This window comes from Nostoc sp. FACHB-110 (assembly GCF_014697425.1).
In the GTDB taxonomy this organism is placed as follows: Bacteria; Cyanobacteriota; Cyanobacteriia; order Cyanobacteriales; family Nostocaceae; genus Nostoc_B.
Map to the genome: position 1 here is coordinate 47,639 of NZ_JACJRU010000014.1, position 23,740 is coordinate 71,378.

26 protein-coding genes are annotated in these 23,740 nt (G+C 40.7%); 11 read left to right on the top strand and 15 right to left on the bottom strand.

Going from position 1 to position 23,740, the window contains the following annotated elements:
• Positions 1 to 72: 72 nt before the first annotated feature.
• The 4 genes from H6G69_RS33655 (at position 73) to H6G69_RS15210 (ending at position 3,580) form a co-directional block, all read left to right on the top strand.
• Positions 73 to 249, top strand: coding sequence for a hypothetical protein (locus tag H6G69_RS33655; protein WP_206757645.1), 177 nt, complete (start codon positions 73 to 75; stop codon positions 247 to 249).
• Positions 227 to 1,636 (top strand): diaminopimelate decarboxylase, encoded by a 1,410-nt coding sequence (lysA, locus tag H6G69_RS15200; protein ID WP_190688353.1) that lies wholly within the window; start codon positions 227 to 229, stop codon positions 1,634 to 1,636. Before H6G69_RS33655 ends, lysA begins: the two co-directional genes overlap by 23 nt.
• A gap of 274 nt (positions 1,637 to 1,910) precedes the next feature.
• Complete coding sequence (cdaA, locus tag H6G69_RS15205; protein ID WP_190688356.1) at positions 1,911 to 2,834, top strand: diadenylate cyclase CdaA; 924 nt, start codon at positions 1,911 to 1,913, stop codon at positions 2,832 to 2,834.
• On the top strand, positions 2,831 to 3,580 hold the full coding sequence (locus tag H6G69_RS15210; protein ID WP_190688359.1) for an isoprenyl transferase: 750 nt from the start codon (positions 2,831 to 2,833) through the stop codon (positions 3,578 to 3,580). The genes cdaA and H6G69_RS15210 overlap by 4 nt, the downstream gene beginning before the upstream one ends.
• 243 nt (positions 3,581 to 3,823) lie before the next feature.
• Here H6G69_RS15210 and H6G69_RS15215 read toward each other — a convergent pair whose 3' ends face one another.
• Together H6G69_RS15215 and H6G69_RS15220 are read right to left on the bottom strand one after the other, a co-directional pair.
• Positions 3,824 to 4,096, bottom strand: coding sequence for a DUF3143 domain-containing protein (locus H6G69_RS15215; RefSeq protein ID WP_190688362.1), 273 nt, complete (start codon positions 4,094 to 4,096; stop codon positions 3,824 to 3,826).
• A 30-nt stretch (positions 4,097 to 4,126) separates the two neighbouring features.
• Entirely contained in the window at positions 4,127 to 4,690 is a 564-nt protein-coding gene (locus H6G69_RS15220) for a J domain-containing protein (RefSeq protein WP_190688365.1), read from the bottom strand.
• Between the two features lie 193 nt (positions 4,691 to 4,883).
• On the opposite strand from H6G69_RS15220, the gene surE reads away from it, so the two are divergent.
• Positions 4,884 to 5,564 carry a 5'/3'-nucleotidase SurE gene (gene surE, locus H6G69_RS15225; protein WP_190688368.1) on the top strand — a complete coding sequence of 227 codons (681 nt, stop codon included), beginning with the start codon at positions 4,884 to 4,886 and terminating at the stop codon, positions 5,562 to 5,564.
• A gap of 176 nt (positions 5,565 to 5,740) precedes the next feature.
• Here surE and H6G69_RS15230 read toward each other — a convergent pair whose 3' ends face one another.
• The 4 genes from H6G69_RS15230 to H6G69_RS15245 form a co-directional block, all read right to left on the bottom strand.
• Positions 5,741 to 6,058, bottom strand: a complete 318-nt coding sequence (locus H6G69_RS15230) for a hypothetical protein (protein WP_190688371.1) — start codon at positions 6,056 to 6,058, stop codon at positions 5,741 to 5,743.
• A gap of 690 nt (positions 6,059 to 6,748) precedes the next feature.
• Positions 6,749 to 7,366: a HupE/UreJ family protein gene (locus tag H6G69_RS15235; protein WP_190688373.1), complete on the bottom strand. Its 618-nt coding sequence runs from the start codon at positions 7,364 to 7,366 to the stop codon at positions 6,749 to 6,751.
• A gap of 176 nt (positions 7,367 to 7,542) precedes the next feature.
• Positions 7,543 to 9,294: an ABC transporter ATP-binding protein gene (locus H6G69_RS15240; protein WP_190688376.1), complete on the bottom strand. Its 1,752-nt coding sequence runs from the start codon at positions 9,292 to 9,294 to the stop codon at positions 7,543 to 7,545.
• 419 nt (positions 9,295 to 9,713) lie between these two features.
• A complete protein-coding gene (locus H6G69_RS15245; protein WP_190688379.1) occupies positions 9,714 to 10,418 on the bottom strand; it encodes a hypothetical protein in 705 nt (234 codons plus the stop codon).
• Positions 10,419 to 10,933: 515 nt separating this feature from the next.
• On the opposite strand from H6G69_RS15245, the gene galE reads away from it, so the two are divergent.
• A complete protein-coding gene (galE, locus tag H6G69_RS15250; RefSeq protein ID WP_190688382.1) occupies positions 10,934 to 11,932 on the top strand; it encodes a UDP-glucose 4-epimerase GalE in 999 nt (332 codons plus the stop codon).
• 5 nt (positions 11,933 to 11,937) lie between these two features.
• On the opposite strand, the gene H6G69_RS15255 is transcribed toward galE, so the two are convergent.
• Entirely contained in the window at positions 11,938 to 12,537 is a 600-nt protein-coding gene (locus H6G69_RS15255; RefSeq protein WP_190688384.1) for a hypothetical protein, read from the bottom strand.
• Between the two features lie 41 nt (positions 12,538 to 12,578).
• Complete coding sequence (locus H6G69_RS15260) at positions 12,579 to 13,772, bottom strand: sulfite exporter TauE/SafE family protein (RefSeq protein ID WP_190688387.1); 1,194 nt, start codon at positions 13,770 to 13,772, stop codon at positions 12,579 to 12,581.
• A gap of 176 nt (positions 13,773 to 13,948) precedes the next feature.
• On the opposite strand from H6G69_RS15260, the gene H6G69_RS15265 reads away from it, so the two are divergent.
• Positions 13,949 to 14,980 carry a M20/M25/M40 family metallo-hydrolase gene (locus H6G69_RS15265; RefSeq protein WP_190688390.1) on the top strand — a complete coding sequence of 344 codons (1,032 nt, stop codon included), beginning with the start codon at positions 13,949 to 13,951 and terminating at the stop codon, positions 14,978 to 14,980.
• Between the two features lie 235 nt (positions 14,981 to 15,215).
• On the opposite strand, the gene H6G69_RS15270 is transcribed toward H6G69_RS15265, so the two are convergent.
• Entirely contained in the window at positions 15,216 to 15,695 is a 480-nt protein-coding gene (locus tag H6G69_RS15270; protein WP_190688393.1) for a GNAT family N-acetyltransferase, read from the bottom strand.
• A 56-nt stretch (positions 15,696 to 15,751) separates the two neighbouring features.
• Positions 15,752 to 16,216 carry a hypothetical protein gene (locus H6G69_RS15275; protein WP_190688396.1) on the bottom strand — a complete coding sequence of 155 codons (465 nt, stop codon included), beginning with the start codon at positions 16,214 to 16,216 and terminating at the stop codon, positions 15,752 to 15,754.
• 111 nt (positions 16,217 to 16,327) lie between these two features.
• Between H6G69_RS15275 and H6G69_RS15280 the strand changes: the two genes are divergently transcribed.
• A complete protein-coding gene (locus tag H6G69_RS15280) occupies positions 16,328 to 17,977 on the top strand; it encodes an alpha/beta hydrolase (protein WP_190688399.1) in 1,650 nt (549 codons plus the stop codon).
• Between the two features lie 435 nt (positions 17,978 to 18,412).
• Positions 18,413 to 18,778, top strand: a complete 366-nt coding sequence (locus H6G69_RS15285; protein WP_190688402.1) for a Lin0512 family protein — start codon at positions 18,413 to 18,415, stop codon at positions 18,776 to 18,778.
• Between the two features lie 7 nt (positions 18,779 to 18,785).
• Here the strand turns inward: H6G69_RS15285 and H6G69_RS15290 are convergent, their stop codons facing one another.
• The gene (locus H6G69_RS15290; protein WP_190688405.1) at positions 18,786 to 19,070 is read right to left on the bottom strand and encodes a hypothetical protein; all 285 of its coding nucleotides are present in this window, start codon (positions 19,068 to 19,070) and stop codon (positions 18,786 to 18,788) included.
• Between the two features lie 310 nt (positions 19,071 to 19,380).
• Here H6G69_RS15290 and H6G69_RS15295 point away from each other — a divergent pair, with 310 nt between their 5' ends.
• Positions 19,381 to 20,187, top strand: a complete 807-nt coding sequence (locus H6G69_RS15295; protein WP_190688409.1) for a prohibitin family protein — start codon at positions 19,381 to 19,383, stop codon at positions 20,185 to 20,187.
• Between the two features lie 72 nt (positions 20,188 to 20,259).
• Here H6G69_RS15295 and H6G69_RS15300 read toward each other — a convergent pair whose 3' ends face one another.
• Entirely contained in the window at positions 20,260 to 20,727 is a 468-nt protein-coding gene (locus H6G69_RS15300; RefSeq protein ID WP_190688412.1) for a hypothetical protein, read from the bottom strand.
• Between the two features lie 260 nt (positions 20,728 to 20,987).
• On the opposite strand from H6G69_RS15300, the gene H6G69_RS15305 reads away from it, so the two are divergent.
• Positions 20,988 to 21,257, top strand: coding sequence for a hypothetical protein (locus tag H6G69_RS15305; protein ID WP_190688415.1), 270 nt, complete (start codon positions 20,988 to 20,990; stop codon positions 21,255 to 21,257).
• A gap of 422 nt (positions 21,258 to 21,679) precedes the next feature.
• Here the strand turns inward: H6G69_RS15305 and H6G69_RS15310 are convergent, their stop codons facing one another.
• Genes H6G69_RS15310 through H6G69_RS15320 form a run of 3 tightly spaced genes read right to left on the bottom strand, consistent with a single transcriptional unit; the run spans position 21,680 to position 23,738 of the window.
• Positions 21,680 to 22,210, bottom strand: a complete 531-nt coding sequence (locus H6G69_RS15310; RefSeq protein WP_190688418.1) for a DUF1634 domain-containing protein — start codon at positions 22,208 to 22,210, stop codon at positions 21,680 to 21,682.
• A 1-nt stretch (position 22,211) separates the two neighbouring features.
• Positions 22,212 to 23,048 (bottom strand): sulfite exporter TauE/SafE family protein, encoded by an 837-nt coding sequence (locus H6G69_RS15315; protein WP_190688420.1) that lies wholly within the window; start codon positions 23,046 to 23,048, stop codon positions 22,212 to 22,214.
• Positions 23,049 to 23,099: 51 nt separating this feature from the next.
• On the bottom strand, positions 23,100 to 23,738 hold the full coding sequence (locus tag H6G69_RS15320; RefSeq protein ID WP_190688423.1) for a cadmium resistance transporter: 639 nt from the start codon (positions 23,736 to 23,738) through the stop codon (positions 23,100 to 23,102).
• Positions 23,739 to 23,740 lie beyond the last annotated feature (2 nt).

A 23,740-nucleotide genomic window follows, 5' to 3' on the forward strand; every position in this document is an offset into this window, starting at 1 on the left:
ACCTAGATGTAGTGGTTGATTGGCGGCGTGCGAAAGTTTTCTCGGACTTTTTACTTTACTTAGCAACGCCAGTTGCTTCAAGTCGGCGGAGCCGCCCAACGCACTGGCTCCTCAGCACGGGCTAAACGCCCCGCTACCGCTATCAGCACTCAGCACTGTGTTGGTAAACTGAAAATCGGGATACTTCTTCGTGCCCGTAATTTGAACAAGGACAATCTATATAGTTATGGTATCGACGCACCCCACTGAGGTTCAACATACTGGCAGTCAGTATTTGCCTCAAAAGCTCAACTTAAACGAAACTATTTCGCCTAACCAGGAACTTTTACCTTTAACGGCCAAAGTTAACAGTCATGACTGCCTGGAAATTGGTGGGTGTGATGTCACAACCCTAGTTCAGCAGTTTGGCTCACCTTTATATATTTTAGATGAAGAAACTCTCCGTGCGGCTTGTCGGCAGTACCGAGATGCTTTTGGGCAATATTATCAAGGTGAGTCTCAAGTATTGTATGCCTCCAAAGCGTGGAATTGTCTAGCTGTTTGTGCGATCGCCGCCTCGGAAGGTTTAGGAATTGATGTGGTTTCTGGCGGTGAACTCTACACAGCTTTAACTGCTGGCGTTAGTCCGGAGAAAATTTACCTCCACGGCAATAATAAATCCCACGCAGAGCTAGTTTTGGCAATTGAATCGGGTGTAACGATTGTTGTGGATAACTGGCAAGAATTACACAATTTGGTGGAATTGACTCAGAATACCCAGTCAGTTCGGATCATGCTGCGGTTAACTCCGGGGATTGAATGCCACACCCACGAATACATCCGCACCGGACACTTAGATAGTAAGTTTGGCTTTGATCCCAACGACTTAGACGAAGTATTTACCTTTGTCAGCCAGCAAACTTCCTTGAACTGTATAGGCTTGCACGCCCATATTGGTTCGCAAATTTTTGAACTGCAACCCCATCAAGATTTAGCGGCTGTGATGGTGCAGTGGTTCCGGGATACGGCTAAGTATGGTTTAAATTTAACCGAACTCAATATTGGTGGTGGATTAGGTATTCGTTATACAGAATCTGATGATCCCCCAAGTATTGAAGATTGGGTAAAAGTAATTAGTGCAGGGATTCAAGAAACTTGTGCCGCCGAAAATTTACCTTTACCAAAGCTATTATGTGAACCAGGGCGATCGCTGATTGCCACATCTTGCATTACTGCCTATACTATTGGCGCAACCAAAGTAGTACCAGAAATTCGTACCTACGTATCTGTTGATGGTGGAATGTCTGATAATCCCCGTCCAATTACTTACCAGTCAGTTTATCGGGCTGTAGTGGCCAATAAAATGTCTGCTCCTGTGAGCGAAACAGTCACAGTTGCTGGTAAACATTGTGAATCAGGAGATATCCTAATTAAGAACGCTCAACTGCCAAAAACAGAACCAGGAGATATTCTCGTGGTTATGGCGACTGGTGCTTACAATTACAGTATGGCTTCTAACTACAACCGCTTACCCCGACCCGCCGCAGTTGTAGTTGCCAATGGCGAAGCAAACTTAATTTTGCAACGCGAAACTTATCAAGACTTGATTCGGCAAGATTGCCTCCCAGAAAGACTTAAGAAGTCTGAAAAAGTCTGAAGTGTGAGACGCGCAGCGGTTCAGCAGTGCGTTGGGCGGGTTCCCCGACTCCCTCACTGCTTCACCCAAAGGGCTTGCCGCAGGCTAGTTTGAAGCCTGAAAAAGTATGAAGTATGAAGTATGAAAACTGCAAGGCCGTAGACCCGCAAGGGATTGCCGCAGGCTAGGTGAAAAACTCAAGGACGAAATTTATACTTCATACTTCACACTTCACACTTCATACTTCACACTTCATACTTCACACTTCACACTTCACACTTTCATTCCAGATGTCATGAGAGATTGGTCAAAGCATTGGCTGACAAACCTAGGATGGTCACAGTCCTTGCTACTTGGGACTCTGGATATTGTATTAGTGCTGGCGCTGACGTACATGATACTAGTTATTATTAGTGAGCGCCGGACATTATGGATGGTGCGTGGATTTATTATTTTAATGCTGGCATCAGCACTCAGTGGTAGATTAGGTCTACCATTGCTAAATTTTGTATTAGAAAAATTGGTGATTGGGTGTGCTGTGGCAATGGCTGTGGCTTTGCAATCAGAATTTCGCCGATTTTTAGAACAATTAGGACGTGGCGAATTACGCCAATTATTTCAACCATCCAGTTTAACAATCCCTAAATCTGATAGTGTGATTGATGAAATTGTGGAAGCGGTTAAAGAACTTTCAAAAAACCGAATCGGGGCTTTGCTAATTTTGGAGACCACTGGCCCAATTGACGAGCGAGATTTCTCTGTGCCGGGAGTCAAGCTGAATGCTGATGTTTCAAAAGAACTGATACAAACAATTTTTCAGCCGAAAACTTTGTTACACGATGGTGCGACTTTAATTCGTGGCTCACGGATTGCGTCATCGGGTATAATTTTACCACTTTCGGGACGCACAGCCTCGCGCCAGTTGGGTACACGCCATCGGGCAGCGATGGGGATTACTGAGCGAGTTGAAAATTGTATTTGTGTCGTTGTATCAGAAGAAACAGGTTCTATTTCCTTAGCGGAACGGGGAACCCTAAATAGACCACTGACAATTAGAAAATTGAAGGAGTCGTTAGAGGCTCGATTATCTCCAACAGTAGATCGGGAAGCTGTAGCTCCTGGATTATTAAGTTGGGTGCGTCAGATTGGTAGTAAGGCACTAGTACTGACTTCACGTTTACTCGGATTACCATCGACCGCTTCACGAGATAAAAAATGACTGTACAACACACTGAACTGCAATATTTACCCCCTGATTTAAAACGAGAATTACTACCCAAACACGTTGCAGTGATTATGGATGGCAATGGTCGATGGGCAAAACGTCAGGGTTTACCGCGCATTATGGGACATAAGCGCGGTGTAGATGCTTTAAAAGATTTGCTACGTTGTTGCAAGGACTGGGGAATTCAAGCGCTGACTGCTTATGCGTTTTCCACGGAAAATTGGAAAAGACCCCAAGAAGAAGTCGATTTTTTGATGACTTTGTTTCAAGTAGTTTTACGTCAGGAACTACGAGAAATGGTCGAGGAAAATGTGCAAATTCAGTTTGTTGGTAATTTGCAGGCTTTACCAAGGTCGCTACAAGAAGAAATTACTCGTTCAATGGAAGCTACAAAAAATAACCGTAGTATTAAGTTTTCTGTAGCAACTAATTATGGCGGACGACAAGAAATTTTACAAGCGTGTCGGGCGATCGCTCAAAAAGTTGAGCAAGGTATCCTCAAGCCAGAGGAAATTGATGAAGCTGTATTTGAAAGTCATCTGTACACCGCAGGAATTGATGACCCTGATTTATTAATCCGCACTAGTGGCGAAATGCGCCTTTCTAATTTCTTGCTTTGGCAAATGGCTTACGGAGAAATCTATATTACGGAAACTCTGTGGCCAGATTTTGACAGGGCTGAATTTCACCGGGCCTTGTGTGCATATCAGCAACGTGATCGAAGATTTGGGAAAGTTTGATGAAGTATGAAGTATGAAGTATGAAGTATGAAGTGTGAAGTATGAAGTGTGTAGACGCGCAGCAGCTTGCCGCAGGCTAGTATGAAGTGTGAAATGAAATATAAATCTCATCCTTTGGTTTTTAACCTAGTCTGCGGTAAGACCCGCAGGGTCTACAATTTTCATAATTCATACTTCAGTCTTTTTTCATACTTCATACTAGCCTGCGGCAAGCTGCTGCGCGTCTACACACTTCATACTTTATTAGGGGCCAGAAAATACAGCTTGTTCGATATCTTCCCGGCTGAGGGAATATTTAAATGAGCGTTGAATGTCTTGACCATTTTCTCCGGCTTCGAGATATCTAACTACTATTTGTTCTATATCCAACCAGAGTTCAGCTTGCCAATCTGATTTATGCACACGCCAACAATGACGTTGTGTTTCATCTTGTTGACAGCCTTGGTCTTTTAACCATTGTTCGATTTGTGGCAGAGGATGATTATATAAAGGTGTATCTGCGGGAAGAAAAGCCATAGGAATTTTGGATTGGAGATAGAAAAGCGTTTATTGGAATGTTAAACATTGGAAATTTTGACTTGCGTCAGGATGATTTAATGGTGACAAATAGGAAATTTGCTTTTCGACTTTAGGTGTTGGTTGGGTTAGTCGAGTTTGAAAAGCTGCTTCACCACGAGCAAGTCCCACAACAATCGCCAGTAATAAACATCCGACAAAGGTTAGCCCCAAAATAAATAAAGCAAAAAGTTCGCCGGAAGATAGTGGCCGATCGCTGGCATCTAAATAAGCTGATTTTGAGTAATCATAAGCATAACGCGCAGGGCGATTCAAGTCGGCAGGTGCTTGAATTACGCCAAAGCGGGAATAGCCTATTTTTAAGTCATAGCTAAATCGTCGTTCGGGATTGCTCAGGGTGGCGTAAGCTTCGTTTATCTGCTGAAATTTAGTAGTAGCAAGGGCAGCAGGTAAATCTGTAGTGTCAGGATGGTAGCGTTTGCTTAATTCCCTGTAAGCACGACGGATATCAATTACCGATGCTGAGGGATGCAGTCCTAGCAGGGAGTAGTATGTGGTTTCGCTGCTTTGTGGCTTTGCCCCGTTTTGATTCACGGCTTTTAGGAGTTACTTTACAGTCGAGTTTTTCTTAATATTGTAAACCTCATACTTCTCTTAAATTCGACTCTACCATCGTAAATTGCTGCCCCAAGGTAGGATGAGTATACATAAAAACTGATTAAAGTAGGGAACACAAAATCAATTGTTCCCCCAACCCTGTTCCCTATTCCCTATTCCTTTTATTTTTATGACTATCATCTTAACTAACGACGATGGTATTGATGCACCTGGGATTAAAGCCTTAATCCAAGCTGTCCAAGGCCAAAATTTTATTATTGCTGCGCCTCGAGACCATCAATCTGGTTGTGGTCATCAAGTCACGACAACTCGCCCGATTACGCTTGACAAGCGTTCGGAGAAAGAATATGCGATCGCCGGCACTCCTGCTGATTGTGTGAGAATTGCAATATCACAAATTAGCCAAGATATCAAATTCGTCTTGTCAGGCATTAATGCTGGTGGCAATTTAGGTGTAGATGCTTACATTTCGGGAACTGTGGCGGCTGTGCGGGAAGCGGCTATGAATGGTATACCCGGAATTGCGATTTCTCACTATCGCAAAGCCAAGCAAAATTTTGACTGGGAAATCGCAGCTAAATTAACAGCCCAGGTGTTGGATGATTTACTTCAGCGTCCTTTAGAACCAGGCTATTTTTGGAATGTGAATTTACCCCATATCCAGCCAGGAGAACCAGAACCCAAGATGGTATTTTGTCAACCTTGCAATAAAGCATTACCCATTAATTATCGGGTGGACGGCAATGAATTATACTATGCTGGGGAATATGGTAAACGCGATCGCACTCCCGGTAGCGATGTAGATATTTGTTTTTCCGGTGATATTGCGGTTACTCAGTTAAGAGTTTGAAGATATCCTCACCTAGATCCCATACCCCTACACCCATCCCTGAGCGAATTTTAGATTTGAGATTTTCAATTTTGGCTTAGGGTAGGGGTGAGTTTATGGAGTTTTTCATGAATCAATGAGGATATTACTAAACTCGCCCTGAGAAATCCACGCATCCAAAATGGATGAACAAGAATTTAGTTTTTTTTCCCAACACTTTTGTCTGACCCTTCAATTAAAGATGTCAGCCTGTCTAAGGTTTGAGTAAGTTGGGTAAGTTTTTGTAAAGTATGATTTTGAGATTCGGCCAAGCTCTGCACTGCATCACATAATGCAAAAATCTGGCAGCCTTGCTGTTGTAACTGTTTTCCTTGATTTTCTACTTGTATGCTAAGATGATCTACTCTGTCGGCGAGGCGTTCAATTGTCTCTGTGGTACTAAGTACTGCTTCCCCAATCTGTTCGACAATGGATTCTAAGCGACTGACTTTAACTTCGATTCCGCCAGAAATCATTTTTTTTACCACCTCATCATCAAAATAATAGTCCCTGGTCTCTTATTTTTTGGCATTCATGCTGATATACGTAGTTGTAAACCACTACGTACATTCTGCAAGCTTTACTAGATAATGTGATTCCTAGTACTTTATTTATTTAAGGGCGTATTTCCCTGATAAAGCAAGAATTTCTCAGATACTTTTAGTTTAGATTTTTTGCCGATGTAATTAATCAGTAGCTATTTTCCAATTTTCTAGCACTTTTTATACATATTAACCAAGTTAATCGCTCTCCTCAAAGGTGGAGTTGGCAAACTTTAAGCAAGGTTTAAAAAAGTTTATATATTATATTTTGCTTAATGAAGATTAAGTATATGTACATATATAGGAATCCAGTTTGATGATTAATTACTTAGGCAGGGAACAGAAAAGAAGAAATAAAGGATACTGATATTGAGTATGCGTGAATGTTGGGTTCCGTTCCTCCACCCAACCTACACCAGTCTAAGTTGTTGCCTTAACTGAACTGTATTGAGAAATAAAGGATACTGAGATGATTATCTCAGAACAAGATCCCCGGATTTTTGAAAAAGTCGGGGATCTGAAACTTACTCATTTTTACTAATAAATTTATAGCAGTTGAAGTATTCGGTGAGGACGAAAACTATTCATCAAACATGGATACTTGTTCTCTGTTTGCTGCTATATCTAATTAAACGAGAGTTGCAAAAATACAATACTCAAAGTGCAGATAATAAAGCTGATAAAGCTGATACTTTTTGTCATACCAGAAAAATCAATTTTCTGTCCAATTTTTCTGCAACTCATCACTACTGCATACTGTGTGAAAGAAGTTCCTAAAATATAGAGTATTGAGGGTATAATTGCTGCCTCAAGGATTGATTCGATACTACCATAACCCTGAGATAAACCAGCGATCGCAGTTAAAATCAGTAGTGTTAAAAACTTTGGTCGATTTGGCATTAATAGCATTAACCCAAAAATAACACTAGCAATAGCGATCGCAATTTCTGTACTCAGAAAATTAATTTGCCACAGATGAGTTACTGTTCCTAAAATTGATGTAACGACAAACAAGATAACTATCCAATTACCACGGATAATTCCAGCTGTAAGTAACCCAATTACAGCCATACTCAAGAACTTATGCCAACTGAGTACAGGATCAGCGATTCCCCACAACAAGCCGTCCCAAGAGTTGGAGATTTCATGAATAGGTGATACACTCCATGAACTCAGCCAGCTAATCAATACTAAAGCAGCGATCGCACCAATATGACGATGCACTAACTTATCCTTAAGCATAAGAATACACCCAATGAATTTTTTGGTAACTTATACTGCCCAATTACCAAAAAAAACTAACGCGATAGTTATCTTATTTGCATGACCAAATTTGTTAAGAATGGGTGTAAGGGTTTGAGGGTGTAGGGGTGTAAGAGTTGGGGATAAATAACTACTCCCCATTCCCTGCTGTACAACTAATGCAATAATTCCTCTACTTGATGTTGACTCCACAAAGTTCGATAAAGACCTTCTTGTTGTACTAGTTCTATGTGATTACCAGTTTGGACAATTTTGCCTTTATCCATCACTAAAATTCGGTCTGCGGCGGCTGCTGCTGATAGTTGATGGGTAATAAAGATGACTGTTTTGCGGTCAGTACCACTAGAAAGATTTTTGAGAATTTTGGTGGCTGTTTGATTATCAACGCTAGATAAAGCATCATCTAAAATTAAAACTGGGGCATCAACTAACATGGCTCTAGCTAAAGCTGTGCGTTGCCTTTGTCCGCCAGAAAGTGTTATACCGCGTTCGCCAACGATAGTTTCGTATTTTTGGGGAAAATTAGTAATTTCCGAGTGAATTTGAGCTATTTTGGCTACAGATTGTACAGATTCTTGTTCTCTTGCCGGATCGCCGTAACGGATATTATTTTTGATGGTGGTGCTAAAGAGAAAACTATCTTGAGGTACATAGGCGATCGCACTCCGCAAATCTGCCAATGCTATTTTGGTAATATCTACCCCATCTAAAAATAGTTGTTCTGGGCCAATATCTAATAACCGAGGTAAAGCATTTGCCAAAGTTGATTTCCCTGAACCAATGGCTCCGACAATTGCTACTGTTTCCCCTGGGCTAATAGTAAAGTTGAGATGATCTAAGGCTGGTGTAGCCGCATCAGGATAAGTGAAGCTGAAATTCTTAGCGGTAATTTCTCCTTTCACTTCTGCCAGAGATAAATTTACAGTCTCGGCTGTATCTTGAATTTTTGGTTGGACGCTAAAAATTGATTCGAGGCGATCTATACTAACTTCACCCCGTTGATAGGTGGTAATTGTGAAGCCTAACAAAGTTGTCGGAAACACCAATCTTTCTACATAAATTAGTAATGCTAAAAAGTCGCCAACTGCTAAATTTCCACCAGCAATGCGGTTTGTTCCTATCCAAATAATAATTAAGGAACTAATATTAGCCAAACCACCAATTAGGGGAAACAACATATTGCGGCTTTTTGCCAATTGCAGGTTTGCCTTTAAAAGTTGCTGGTTTTTCTTAGCAAAAGCGCGACGCTCGTTTTCTTCTTGAGCATAAATTTTAATGAGGGCAATACCACTAATATCCTCTTGAATCAGGTCACTCATATCCGAGATTTGTTCTTGTACTGTTGCTTGTTGTTTGCGGAGGCGATTGCTAAACAAATGCACTAACAAGAACATAAAAGGATATACTGCCAACGAATAGAGGGTGAGGTCTACACTAATTGTCAGCATCACTGGCAGTGTCAATATGTAGGCAAATGCGGTATTTGCCAAACTTAAAACGGCAAAACCCAAAAGCCGCCGAATATTTTCGACATCACTAGTAGCGCGACTAATTAAATCACCAGCTGTATTAGTCGAAAAATAAGCAGGTTCTAACTTCAATAAATGTTCAAAAATTCGTTGTTTGAGGTCAAATTCCACCTGTCGCCCTACACCAAACAACCAAATCCGCGATGCCATGCGGATGAGCCACATTGCTGTACTCAACAAAATAATGATGACTACATAATGTATGAGTTGATTCCAGTTAAATTGAGTCGAGAGTTTATCAACACAGGCGCGAATTAGCCAAGGAATATAAACGCCTAAACCATTTACAGACAACAAAGCAAGAATGCCTAATGTTGTCTCTACCCAATGGGGACGTAGGTAAGCACCAAGTTTAGCAAGTCGTCGAGATTTTGCCATTCCAGCAGTTTTGCAACTTTATCACCCTAAACCTGAGAGATTTAGGTTTATATTTTATCGAGAAAGAATCCAACTAATGTTAAATGACTAGTGGATGAATCAGCAGAGTTTTGACAGTTTTTGATTTGTCATCAACCAATCCAAAATCCAAAATTTCAGTTCTTCTGCCTTTGAGCTTAAGTTTGGCAATAATGCTGAACAATTAGGTGGGGATTTGAACTCCACCTAATTGCTGTGTGAATTCTGCATTCTGGATTTTGTTTCAAGTGAAGTTCAGCATTTTATCCTACTATTTTTATCTTCAGATATATACCTGAAAAAATGGCAACTTACCCTGAGGAAATCTGCTCAAACTTCTTAGGATTTAAATAAGGCCAGCCACCAGGGCGTAGTGTTGCGGCCTTGTTAATTTTACTTTTTTAAGTTGAGGACTGACGACCACGTAAGAAAAAGTAAACCTGATTGAGGTAACTTTCCCAGACTTGAGTAGTGAGTTGTAGTGTTTCGGCACTAGGTACAAAGTCTTCTAGTCGCAAACCACGTTCCCGAATTTGCTGAGGATTTTGTAGCAAGTAAGGTGGGATATTGAGATTTAAAGATGCGATCGCTGTCCGGTCTAATTGATGATCTGACAGGATTGTATCTCCAATTAAATCATTTGTTGTGGGTGCTAATGCTACCAAAACTCCTGCATCAGTGGGCGCAGATGAACGATAGTTCACCAAGGTTTGACTTGCAAGTGTAGGATTAGCAGCTGCGGCGATTGGTGTTCTCACTAAAAAGTAAGCGATCGCTGGTGTACTAGATAACAGCAAAATTGTCAATGCCCAACCAAGTAAATATCCTCCTGGTTTATCTATAGCACCACCCTTAATTCTTTGGGCAGCGAAAATCATCATTAATGTTGATGCTCCCAAAGGTTTAAGTGGAAAAGATATTACCCTCCACAAAGATGCAACAGCTGGTTCATTGGGGTTAATGAACGACAAAGCTAAAACCACCAGAATAATTACTAAGACTACTCGACCAGCAAAAGTTCCTTGAGGATAGAACCTCTGGAACAAAGAATAAACAATAGTGCCAATCAACAGCCACAGTAGTACCCGGCTTAACAATATGAACATAGATTAACTCTCAAATTTTTTGGGGCGGTAAGTCAGTACGTCAAAGTAAACTCTGCAACGCAGGGCTACTTAATGGCTAACTGACACACCTGATAAAGGTCAGCCTAGGTTTGGAGCAAGATGTGTATTTGACCGTCAAATTGTAATCGCACTTTTACTTGAGAGCAAATATTACCTGCTTTACACCTAAAGACTACCGTCGTAGTGATTTTAGAGCAATTTTTTCCCACTGCGTTCATTATTTATAATTTTCCAGATGAGTCAAATAATTAGGGGTGTGTGGGTGTAGGGGTGTAGGGGTTCAAAATCCTTACACCCCATACCCTTTCACCCATTAACCCAATCTCCACAGATAATCTTTGTGCGTAAATCCTGTATCCAATCTCCCCTGCTTGCTTTCACCAGTAAATTTCTTAGCCGAACCGTATTGCTAGACACCCATTTTTTTGGGGCTTGGTTATAGAGCATCAGTAGTCTAAATTATTTGAGTAGTTGTCAACTTAAGGGAAAAAGCTATGTCGCCTGAAAAGCCCAGCATTTTAGTTACAGGGGGAGCAGGATACATTGGTTCTCATGCGGTACTGGCTCTCAAGCAAGCAGGTTATGACGTAGTAATACTGGATAACTTGGTTTACGGTCATCGAGAGTTGGTAGAAAAAGTTTTACAAGTAGAACTTATAGTAGGTGATACAGGCGATCGCCCTTTACTAGATGATTTATTTAAAACCCGTAAGTTTGAGGCGGTAATGCATTTTTCTGCCTACGCTTACGTAGGTGAGTCGGTGACTGACCCAGCCAAATATTACCGCAATAATGTGGTTGGGACTCTGACTTTATTGGAAGCAATGCTAGCTGCATCTATTAATAAGTTTGTCTTTTCTTCTACCTGCGCCACCTACGGAGTCCCAGACATCCTACCAATCCCGGAAAACCATCCCCAAGACCCAATTAACCCCTATGGTGCTTCTAAGCTGATGGTAGAGCGAATTCTGTCTGATTTTGATGTGGCTTATGGTTTAAAGTCGGTGCGTTTTCGCTACTTTAATGCGGCTGGTGCGAATCCTGATGGTTTATTGGGTGAAGACCACAACCCAGAAACTCACCTAATTCCTTTGATATTGTTAACAGCTTTAGGTAAACGAGAATCTATTTCTATTTTTGGTACAGATTATGATACGCCTGATGGTACTTGCATTCGAGATTATATTCACGTTAACGATTTAGCAGATGCCCATATTTTGGGATTGGAATATTTATTAAAAGGTGGTGATAGCGAAGTTTTCAATTTAGGTAATGGTAGTGGTTTCTCTGTGAGAGAAGTGATTGCGGCGGCCGAGACAGTTACAGAATTATCTATTCCCATTAAAGAATGCGATCGCCGTCCTGGCGACCCACCTGTACTAATTGGTAGTGGGGAAAAAGCTAAAACTATCCTCGGTTGGCAACCACAATACCCATCGATTCAAGATATTGTCAGCCATGCTTGGCAGTGGCATCAAAAACGGCATCAATAGTCGAATTAACTTCTCCTGATTCCTTTAACAAAGGTAAAGGCGATCGCTATTAGTGCCAAGATGGGAATAGCGATCGCCCAAATTGGTAAGCTTTTTGTATTTTCTTGAGCTACATTACTATTGGCAATTTGCACATTTTGTGTATTAGTTGTGCCAGCAGCCACGGTGACTTCAAATTTGAGAGCAAAAGGTTTGAAATTAGATCCTTTTGTCGGCTTACCATTTAGCTGTAGTTCATAAATTCCGGGTTTGGGGAAGGTAATTTCGGCTCCGGGAATATTTTGGAAGCGTTCAGCTGTAACTGGCTGTAAGGATGGTTCTATGAGTGGCGGTTCTCCAGGAGTATAAGGTTGGGCATAAACCGCTAATTGGCAGTTACATTGAGCCAGAGGAATAGTTTGTCCACCTTTGCGCGCTAAGGCAAACCAAGCTTGTGTAGGTTCTCCCGCCCGGGGGTTATCATTAGGTTCCAGATGCAGCGTTGCGCCTACATCTGCGGCTACTTGTACTTTATGCGCTAATACAGGCTGCATAGTAATTACAGTAGCTAAACAAACCAGCAATAATCCATACTTGAGCTTTTTTTGCTTTTGGTAAAAGTTCATCCTTCCCCTGCTCCTCTATTCGCGCGCCCAACACATAGTATTTAACGCCACCGCATAACCCAACGCAAGATGAAAACACCAAGGGTGGCAATTCCTAAGAAAACTGTGGTTAACTGATTCTCCCAACTTGACTGAGAACCCAGGTAATGAGAACCAATGAAAACTGCATGAAAGACGCTCAACAGCAAGGCTGGCACACTTAATAAATGTATTTGTCGCCAACGCTGACCCCAAGATTTCTGCAATGATTCCCAACTAGTTAAAGCAGCCGGGGTCATTAATACCAATGCTACAGCACCCGCAGCCATACCCCAGCGAAATTGGGCGGGAAAAAACCAAAAAGCGGCAAAATTCCATTGCAGGGAGTGTTCAATCATGTGGATGGTGTGAACCACTGATAAAACAAATGCTCCTACGCCTATCACCCGACGATAACGCATTGGCGCAGCCCACCATTGACTAATCGGACGGGCAATCAACGCTAACATCAGACAAAATAAAGCGGCGTGTCCGGTATAATCTACCATTGTGTCGCCAGTCCGCAATATGGTAATTGCGCCAATGGCGAGTGTTACCCAACCGCCGACACGAAATAATTGACTGCGCTTGTCTTTGCTGACTAAAGATGTGGAAACACCAACGCCTAGCATGGTGGGTAGGGTTCCTAAACCGAAAGCTAGCATGGTGGCTGCACCCATCCAGAGGTTGCCTGTTTCTGCCGCTTTAATTTGGGCTGCATACAAAAAGCCACAGGGCATTAAACCCCAAGTCATGCCTAAGAGGGTTGGTGTCCACCATTGGGGTTGATAGGAAAGATGCAGCATTGCCCGACTCAGGCGATCGTGTAAGCTACTTTTGAGTAGAGGGTGTAATAGGGGAATTTGGGGCAACCAATTGGGTTTGATTTGTCCTAAGCCAAACCAAATCAACATAACACCAGTAAAAATAGCCATGAAGCGGCGAAAGTCACTCCCAATACCTGCGAGTTGCCCACTTTCTACTAGTACTGAACCTAATGCCCCAATACCTGCACCAACTAGGGCATAACTGAGCATCCTGCCGAGGTTTAGTAAAAAGTGAAATTTTAATTGCTGTTGCCAATGAGCAGACTTTGTTTGTTGAGATGTCTGCTGACCAGGTAGAGAAAAAGCGACAGTTAAGGGGCCGCACATTCCGAAACAATGCCCAAAGCTGCCTAAAAATCCGAGGATGGCAATTAGCAGCAAATCTAACATATTCCTAGGCGGCAAAACGCAGGATTACGCATAAAAACTAGGAAAAACAAGAAAGAATAGTGACACAGAACTTGTCCACTAGGGAACAATATTTGAAGTTGCTGCCTCTGTCAACAGACAAGCTGTCAAACTTGGTGTTTGCGCTACCCTAGGTCTGGGAGACAGGTTGAATACACATGAAAAAACGGATTTGGCTGGGGCTGTTGGCACTGGTAGCAGTAGTAATTCTAGGTAGTAGAAGTGATGCATTTAATAGTTTTTTCTCACAACGTCCTGCCGCAGAAATTGTTGAGCCAGCACTAGTAGAAACACTTGCACCACCATCAAAACTCCAAGCACAAGAAAGTATGCTACAAGTTTCTGCTGCTAATTTGCTTGGTCACATTCAAAAGTTAAATTTTCAACGTTATACAACAGCCGAGCGATCGCTTACTCGTACATATATCACAGAAGAATTAAAAAAATTCGGCTGGCAAGCTCAATTACAACAGTTTGCTGAAGGTGTAAATATTCTTGCTGAACGCAATGGTACAGATAAATCTGCTGGCACAATTTTAGTTGCGGCGCATTACGATACTGTCTTTAACTCTCCTGGGGCGGATGATAATGCTACGGGTGTGGCTGTGGTGTTAGAAGTGGCACGGCTGCTTGGTTCTCAACGGACATCACGCACTTTACAACTAGCTTTTTTTGACAAGGAAGAAGCAGGACTATTAGGGAGTAAGGCTTTTGTTTCTCAAGCACAACGCTTAAAAAATTTGAGTGGTGTGATTGTCATGGATATGGTGGGTTATGCTTGCTATACAGCAGGTTGTCAGCAATATCCACCGGGTTTACCTGTGACTCCACCCAGTGATAAGGGAGACTTTTTGGCGGTTGTAGGCGATATAGAACATTTGCCTTTACTCAATGCTTTTCCAGATTCAAATTCAGCTAATTTACCTGCGGTTTTAAAAGTACCAATTCCCTTAAAAGGTTTGCTGACACCTGACACTCTGCGGAGTGACCATGCACCGTTTTGGTATCAGGGTGTAGGTGCAGTTTTGGTGACAGATACGGCAAACCTGCGTACTCCCCATTATCACAAATCTAGCGATCGCCCTAACACTATTGATCGCACTTTTTTCACGGGTGCAGCCCAGGTTATTGTGAATACGGCAACTGCTTTGTTAAATAAGACAGATAGTTTAGTCACTCAACCATCCTAAATATAATGGACAAAGTTTACCAATCCTAGTTGATTAGACTTCTTGCACGAATGTTATAAAACAAGAATTTTCAACCTCACGCAGAGGCGAGGCAGCGCGTTGGGCGGGTTCCCCGACTTGTTCGCTGAAAGCGTTCCCGAAGGGTAGCGACTGCTGCCACAAAGACGCAAAGAGTCATGGAAAATTAACTTTTTTAATAGGCACAATCTGATTCATGCAGGAGGTCTATTACAAATTAAACTTGACTCGAATTAAAGTAGTAAAAAAGGGTAAATCGCTCACTTTCGTGGAACCCTTTTTTTTGGTAATAGCTAATTAAATTACGATTTGCTTGGTCTTCTGGTGTAACTACAACTGATAAAACACTATACTGCTTCTGGCAACACCACTGTTTAACTTTATCAATTAGTGCTTGGCCTACTCCTTGATTTCGTGATTGAGGTAAAACGTAGAGATCCTCTAACTCGGCATACCGAGAAAATTCTAATCCAACAGATGTTGTAGTTACAGTTGCTATGCCTATTACTTCTACTCTATTACTGGCAAAGAAAATAGCACTTCCAGAATCTTGAAGCATTGCATCTAAAGCCGTTGGCAATTTCTTGACAACTGCGTCAAATCCTTCATCATAGAAAAACTGCGTCAACAAAGGTAAAAGTTTTGAGGCATCTTCTAGGCTTGCCTGTTTAATTTCAATAGCAGGATGATGAGACATTTTTTTCTCAGAGATTCATCAATTATCTTGAAATATTGCTCGAAAAATCAACTCAATCAAGAGTCACTCTGTAATTTATCTTTCATTACTTTGACTTGCGGGTAAGTAAGTAGCCAATTTTGTTTATCGTTAAGATGAAAGTACAAACCTTGAAATATTAACCGCAAGGCGATGCGCGTTCTCAAATAATACCTAATCAAATGAGTTCCTGGTTCGGCAAAAACATCATCATAGTTTTGACTGTAACCAAATGGCCGAGAACAGTAGCTACCAGCACCGGAAACTGTTAACACAAAAAATGGTGCTGCTTGATATTCATCAGGAACCATAAAAATACCATACACATGATGTTCGCCAAACCACGGCTGGACAATTACTTGCGCAGCCTGTACGGAGAACTTTTGGGTTTTTGAGGCTAAAAAAGCTTCCGAGTTACATTGAGAATCATTAACAGGCCACCAAAGGGTAACGATTAGCATTGTCAACAGCCCAATCAAAACATAGCTGATTTGACGAATCATAATTTTATGAAGTGTGAAGAGTGAAGTTCGCAATGTATTCTGAATTAGAGAATTCGTCAAATCGCAAAATATCCGTTATATTCCCGTCAGGATGCATTAGTAAATATTCTTATGAGAATGAGTCGCAGAAGTCTCAAATTATTCACCGGGTTATTTTGCACTGTTTTCTTAACAAAGATTTTAGGTTTTTCTACTGCTGCCAAAGCTGCGGAAACAGTGGTTTTACGTTATGGGTTGTTGGCGGAATCTATATCTTTGGCTGAGTTACAAAAAGCAGCAGAAGTGGGCGACTTTCGGGGTGATTTTAAGCTCTATGGACGAAGTTTACCTACACAAGAGCGTCGCTTATTATTGAGTACGCTAAAGATGCCTATTGAGTTAAATGTGGTGACGGTTAATAGGTTATTGAATACTCAAATCGGCACAACAATTCTTAATGATTTTTCTAGTGCTGTTGTGCGTAAAGATAAAGCGGGTGTCCAAGCTATTAGAGCAGGTTTAGTTTTAGGTTCGACTGCACCGCAAGGACTTTCTTTACTCAATTTTATTGCGGCTTATCCTAGTCCACGTTTGGAAATTGATTTACCCCGACTTTTTAAAATTGCTGGCAATTTAAATACCGGATTTTGGCGAACTCAACAATTTATCTTAGCGATCGCTCCCCTGCTCAATCAACAACCGCTTAAGGTTTCTTTACCTTTTGACCCCAGCGAAGCAGGTACATCGCAAGTTCAAGTTCGGCAATTTAATTGGAATGACCAAGCACGCCAACGTCAAATACCTGTCGATGTTTACTGGTCAACGGCGGCAACTGCGACAAAACCTGTGATCATTTTTTCCCACGGTTTAGGTTCTGTTCGCACTGATTTACGTTATCTGGCGCAACATTTAGCCTCTCACGGTTATGTAGTAGCCGCTTTAGAACACCCTGGTAGTAATCAAGCAAATGTTGATGCTGGCTTGCGTGGTAAAAATAGACTCCTCAAACCGCAAGAGGTTTTAGAACGTCCCAAAGATGTGAGTTTTGTGTTAGATGAATTAGCCAAACTTAACCAAAGTGCTGATAGTCCTTTATCAGGAAAATTAGCCACTGATAATGCGATGATTGTTGGTTATTCTTTTGGTGGTGGGACAGCTTTAGCACTGGCTGGTGCGGAGTTACAACTGGATAAACTGAAACAACGTTGTCAAAAGAATTTAACTCTTTTGAGTTTAGGTGAAACGGCTCAGTGCGTTGCCCAAGAGTTGCCACACAATAGTTATTTGTTAAGAGACACTCGGATTAAACAAGCGATCGCCCTTAATCCTACAACTTCTTTGATGTTTGGTGACACTGGTTTAACTAAGGTGCAAGTTCCCACCTTAATATGGGCAAGTTCCGCCGATAAAACTACGCCCGCTTTAACCGAACAAGTTGTCGGCTTTCAAAAAATCCCTGCACCTAAATGGCTGGTTGGCGTATTGGGCGGTACTCATCTGAGTATCAAAGACCCTAGCACTACTTTAGATCAAGCAGGGCAACCAAATACGCCTTTTAGTGGCGGTGAAGTTGTCGGAGACCAAGCCGCAGATGTTCGTAAATATCTCAAAGCGATAGTTTTAGCTATGGCTGCACAGTTAACGCCAGAGGCAAAAGAGTATACTGTCTTTTTAACTCCTGATTATGCCCAGGCTGCTTCCACTAAAGAATTTCCGTTTCGCCTTGTAACTGAAATTCCTCCTGATGCCTTAAAAGTGGTGCAGGATTATATAGATAAGTGATTGCTTTTGGTGATGAGAAGTCACGACGACACCAAAAAACTTGAGCGTTGTTTTGTAGTCTCAATACCTATAAATTTAACTTATGAAAACTTTTGACTTTTTTATGTCAATTTCTGTTGACTTGCCGTAACAATATTGTTACACTTATTTACATAAGTTAATAAACAAAGAAACAAATTCAATCACCGCTGCTAACACAAAGGAATTGTAAGAATTTGATTTCTTTTACAGTTAGCTAAAAACAACGGATTTCGGCGAACAACAGATTTCGGTATCGGTAACTCCCATCGACATTTGGACTTCTCCTAATCACCTCGGTTCAAGAACAACCGAGGTTTTTTTTGTTAAGGGAGAGGTTAGTATTTTTATACTAATATTTAGTACAGCTGTGCGTAAAATCGTAAGTGAAAAGTAGAATCTTCCTCGGAGGTGGCTGTGGGGCGTAAACGCTTAGTGATTGAGATGGGGATGGGTATAGATCAGCACGGACAGGAACCGACTGTAGCAGCAGCAAGGGCGGTACGAAATGCCATCGCCCACAATGCGTTACCAGGAGTGTGGGAAGTTGCTGGTTTGAGTGACCCCAATGAGATGATTGTCGAAGTTCAAGTAGCAGTACCCTATCCTGAACAAGTCAGAACAGATGAAGTTTTAGCTGTACTACCTTTTGGCCGCAAAACCATCACTGTTGAGTCTGGGGGAATGGTCGTTCAAGGACGTGCTATTCCCTCTCTTAATGATAAAAACGATGAGATGTTAATTGCGATCGCGGCTGTGACAGTTTTAATCGAAAAAGACTGAAATTTATTTAAGCCTGTTTTTCCGTAGATTTCTGCACGTCCTCAACAGCACTAGAAATTGAAGCTAAAGGTTGATTAGTCACATCTAGCTGTGGTGTTTCTAGTGACGCAGTTGATGTAGTGATAGCAGTGTCGCTGAAATAATAACCCACAATCTTGTCGTAGTTAGAAGCAACGGCTAAAAATGCTCCACCTAAAATATAAATAGGTAGTGGTAGAGAAAAATCTTTTAACCAGTCAAACAGTTCTGCCAAAGCGAACAATAACACAAAGCAAGCAAGCCACACTCTCATGTTTTCATCCCCTGTTACCACGCAACTCTACTAGTGTACTAATAGGGTATACGGATTGCATAATACCTGATGTTGAGTGAAATACATATTTATGCAGAGATGATTTATGCTGACATTGGCTTGTTTCGCCAGCGCAGCTATGGGATAATTTTGCTCAACCCTGATAAAAAACTATATTTTTATCAATTTACCGTATTTCATTCTTAGCCACTAGTTGGCAGTACAGAAAATCTCTTTTCCAGCACAAAAATGCCTGAATTTTAAGAGTCTTTTTAACTCTAAACCAGCCTAGTGGATTTGACAGACGACGATGAAAAATAATCAAGCTTTTAATAATGCTGGTAAATTGACGGCTCTTTTATGTTTAATTACTATCTTTCTCACACCTTGCGTAATTGTCAACGCTGGAGAACGCGGTGTATTAATGAAATTTGGCGAAGTACAAGCACAAATATTAGGAGAAGGACTTCATTTTATTATTCCAGTTGTGAATACAGTTGCTAAGTTAAGTGTCCGCGTACAAAAACAAGAAATATCTGCGGAAGCTTCTTCTAAAGATTTGCAAGATGTATTCACAGATGTTGCGCTCAATTGGCATATCATACCCGAAGAAGCCAACGTTATTTATCAACAAATTGGTAATCAAGAAAACATTATTGAGCGAATTATTAATCCGGCTGTAGAAGAAGTTTTAAAAGCTGTGATTGCTCAATATACTGCTGAAGAAATTATTACTAAACGGGGAGACGTAAAATTAGGAGTAGACCAAGCTTTAACTACTCGCTTGCAGAATTATCATATTGCGGTTGATGATATTTCTCTAGTCCACGTCCATTTCTCTGAGCTATTTGGCGAAGCAGTCGAAGCCAAGCAAATTGCTGAACAAGATGCAAAAAAAGCTGAATTCTTGGCTTTAAAAGCAGCTAAAGAAGCAGAAGCCAAAGTTAATTTAGCCAGAGGAGAAGCTGAAACTTATCGATTATTGCGGGACGGATTAACAAAAGAGTTATTGCAAAAGCAGGCAATAGAAAAATGGAATGGTAAATTACCATTAGTGATTGGTAAAGAAAGTCCTAAAATCTGGGATTTTAGTGAATTGATTAAATCTTACAAGTAATTTGCTGGGAAAAATACATTCGTCAGAATTCAGGAGTCAGAGATACTCCATCTCCTGAATTGTTATCTCTAGTTAACCATTAGAGAACAAATCAGGCATATCCAAAATCTTCAACTGAATTAACAATACAATTACTAAAGTATAAACGGTTGAAGAAACTAAACCCGATAAAATATCTTTTTTCAGATTGCGTTCTTGAGAATCTTTCTGCAAAATATCCTGAGAACCGAATTGCATTAAGAGAATGCCCACAACATTAGACAACCAGTAGCCTAAAATTGAACAAGGGACGAGCAATTGTGGAGACAGCAAACTGCATAAATACCCAAAAAAGTAAGCTATTGGTAAATTGAATAAAAGGTCATTCCACCAACATAGCGGCGATAAAAGATATCCCAGAACTAGCAAAAATCCGCCTCGCAGTTTTTTGAAGATGTTTTTTGGAGACGAAAATACTTGAGTATCAGCCGTTGATAAAGGCTCGGAAACTATATTTACCGCTAAACTCGATTCTTGACGAACGTTTTGGACGTTGCTCATAAAAAATACATAATCCCTCTAGTCTTAGTGTAGTTTAATCTAGAATTGGACATCAAGTCTAGTGAAATATTGCTCTAATCCAGGGTTTTATGTTTGATTTCGGTGTCAAATGCTACTCAATTAGTATTGATAGAGAAACTGCGATCGCTTCTTACCTAATAAACTCCAATTTTGCTGTTTATCAGTATTCATAACAGAAACTCTCAGAAAAATTCGCTATAATCAAAATACTTATATCAGCAATTTTTGATTGAATTATTATGACAAATTTACCTTTAACAAATATTGCCTTAATCTTAGGTATTGCTTTTCTTTTAATTGCTGTTTTAGGACAATCAAAACTATTATTTTTGGAAATTAATCCAGGTTGCTTTGGCAGATTATTAGCTTTATTTCTTGGTGTTGCTAGTTTGACATTTGCTCTTTTAGGTGGTAATTTTCCTGTTGAAAGTATTGATTTAATTAAAAATTCTTTAGCCAAAGCAATTCAACAAAATCTAGTCTCTTTGAGTGAAATGCTCAACTCATAAATTGACTTTATTTTACAAGAAAATGGGCAGAGCTAGAAACCTCATAACTCAATACAGTTCAGTTAAGGCAACAACTTAGACGGGTGTAGACTGGTGAATGTTGGGTTCCGTTCCTCCACCCAACCTACTATTCTCTTAACTGAACCGGATTGCCTCATAACTAAAGCTTGAAGTTTCTAGCTATGCCTAAAATGCGTTGATGGAGATGAGTTTAATAGGAGTTTAAGTATAGATTAGGGCGAAAACTAAACAATCATAATAGGACTTACGCAAAATATCTCTCAAACTCTCATTTCTCCGTGAACTCTGCGCCTCTGTGGTAGCCTGCGGCAAGCCGCTATCGCGTCTACGATTTTCCGTAGCTTGTGCGTAAGTCCTGCATAAATCTCACTAGTTTTTCCAACTTCTTCCCTACTCTAACCTTAAAAATAAGCTCCTATTAAGCTATAAGTTAAACTCGCTAATACTAATACAGTCACAACTATATAGGTAAATTCGCGCTGCAAGATAAAAGCGATTAAAGAAATTACCACACGTAAAACGGGAGTAGCAATCAAGATTAATAATCCTAATTGAATAATGCCACGACGACTACCTGATAAAACTGCATCTATCACCCCTCTAGGTGAACGAAACTCTGAAGGTTCACCTTGAAAAACTTGATATGTAGCAGGTTCAGAACCGTGATGAATTAAATATAATACGCCACCCAACAAGACAACAGTACTGGCTATCAATACTCCATACTTCAATAAATTACTGAGGATAGATTCTAATTGTTGCTCGCTAGATGTTTTACCAATTTTTTGATTAGTATTTATTGCACTACTACGATTTTCTTCTAGTTGTTGAAGATCAGAATCGGGTACTTCTGGAGTTAAGGTAATTGCTACTGCTTCACTTTCTGCCGATGCTGATGATTCCCAACGCAACTGAGAATTAAACTCATACATTTTACAGCCCCCCCATTAGACTGTTGTAGACCATTTTAAAAGCCATTACCACTAATACAAGACTAAAAATAATTCGCAAAATTTGGGTTTTTGCACCTATTAAAACTTTTGCTCCCAAAAAAGCACCTGGTAATACTCCCAACATTACCGGCATTGATAAACCCGGATCGATGTAACCCCTGGCTAAATAAACTCCTGCTGATGCGGCAGCAGTTACACCAATCATAAAATTACTAGTGGTAGTTGAAACTTTAAAAGGTATACGCATGGCTTGATCCATTGCAAGTACCTTAAATGCACCTGAACCAATACCAAGTAATCCCGAAAGTACCCCAGCAATCAACATCACACTAAACCCGACTGGTACAGAATGTACTTGGTAAGACATTAAGCCATCAGGAGTTGGATAAGTGCCGTTAAGTTTTAAATAATTTGCCAGAGAATCTGGGGCTTCATCTTCATTATGTTCAATTCTCGGGCGTTGTGACAGATATGCAGAATAAATCAGCACGATCGCCAATACAATTGTTAACATTTTTACAGAAACAAACACTGCGATCATTGCACCTATAATCGCCCCAATGGTAGTTGCAACTTCTAAAAACATTCCTAAGCGCAAATTGGTATAGCCTTTTTTGATGTAAGTAGACGCAGCACCCAAGGAAGTCGCAATCACAGACACCAACGACGCACCAACCGCATAGCGAATATCGACACCAAAAACGGAAGTCAACAAAGGTACAATGACAACCCCGCCACCTAACCCAGTTAATGCACCCACAAAACCTGCGCTAAATGAGCCAAGCCAAATTAGTAATGAAAATTCTAGGATATTCAAATCTCATACCTCTTGATTTTTGGTATTAATTTAGCTCTATCCTGCATTTATTCAAGATAAATTCAATAATGTTAAACTTCCACTATCTACTACGATGAAAGCTCCTAATCCCATTAGCACAAAAGGCATAAAATTATTACCATAACGAGTTAACAGGTTAGCGATCGCAGTTTGATTTGTTAATTTATTCGCAACATAACACAAACATCCGACTAGCGTAAAAAATACCCCTAAAATTACCAACAGGCTTTCCCAAGTTGCACTAGCAAATAAAGGCACATAAATACTAATGTTGTCAGTACCATTAGCAAATGTCACCGCAGCTACACTATAAGTTTGCAAATTGCATAACTTGGTTAAAAAATTTTGGTTAGTGGCTTCACATGGCGGCTCAATTGCTGCTGATTCATCCTCTTGTTCTTGATTTAATAAGCACCTAATACCGATGGCAATGGGAATTAAACCAAATAGTCCAATCCAAGGGCGCGGTAGAATTAAGCCACCAAAAAAACCAGGTAAACTCGCCATTACCAAAGCGGTGAAACCTAAATACTGCCCCGTTACAATCTGCCAACGCCGAAACTTAGGATTAATCTGCGAAAAAAACAGCGTCAATATCACTAAATCATCAATATTTGTCGCACTAAAAGCAAATGCCCCGGTACTAATTGCACTAACTAAGCTACTCATAA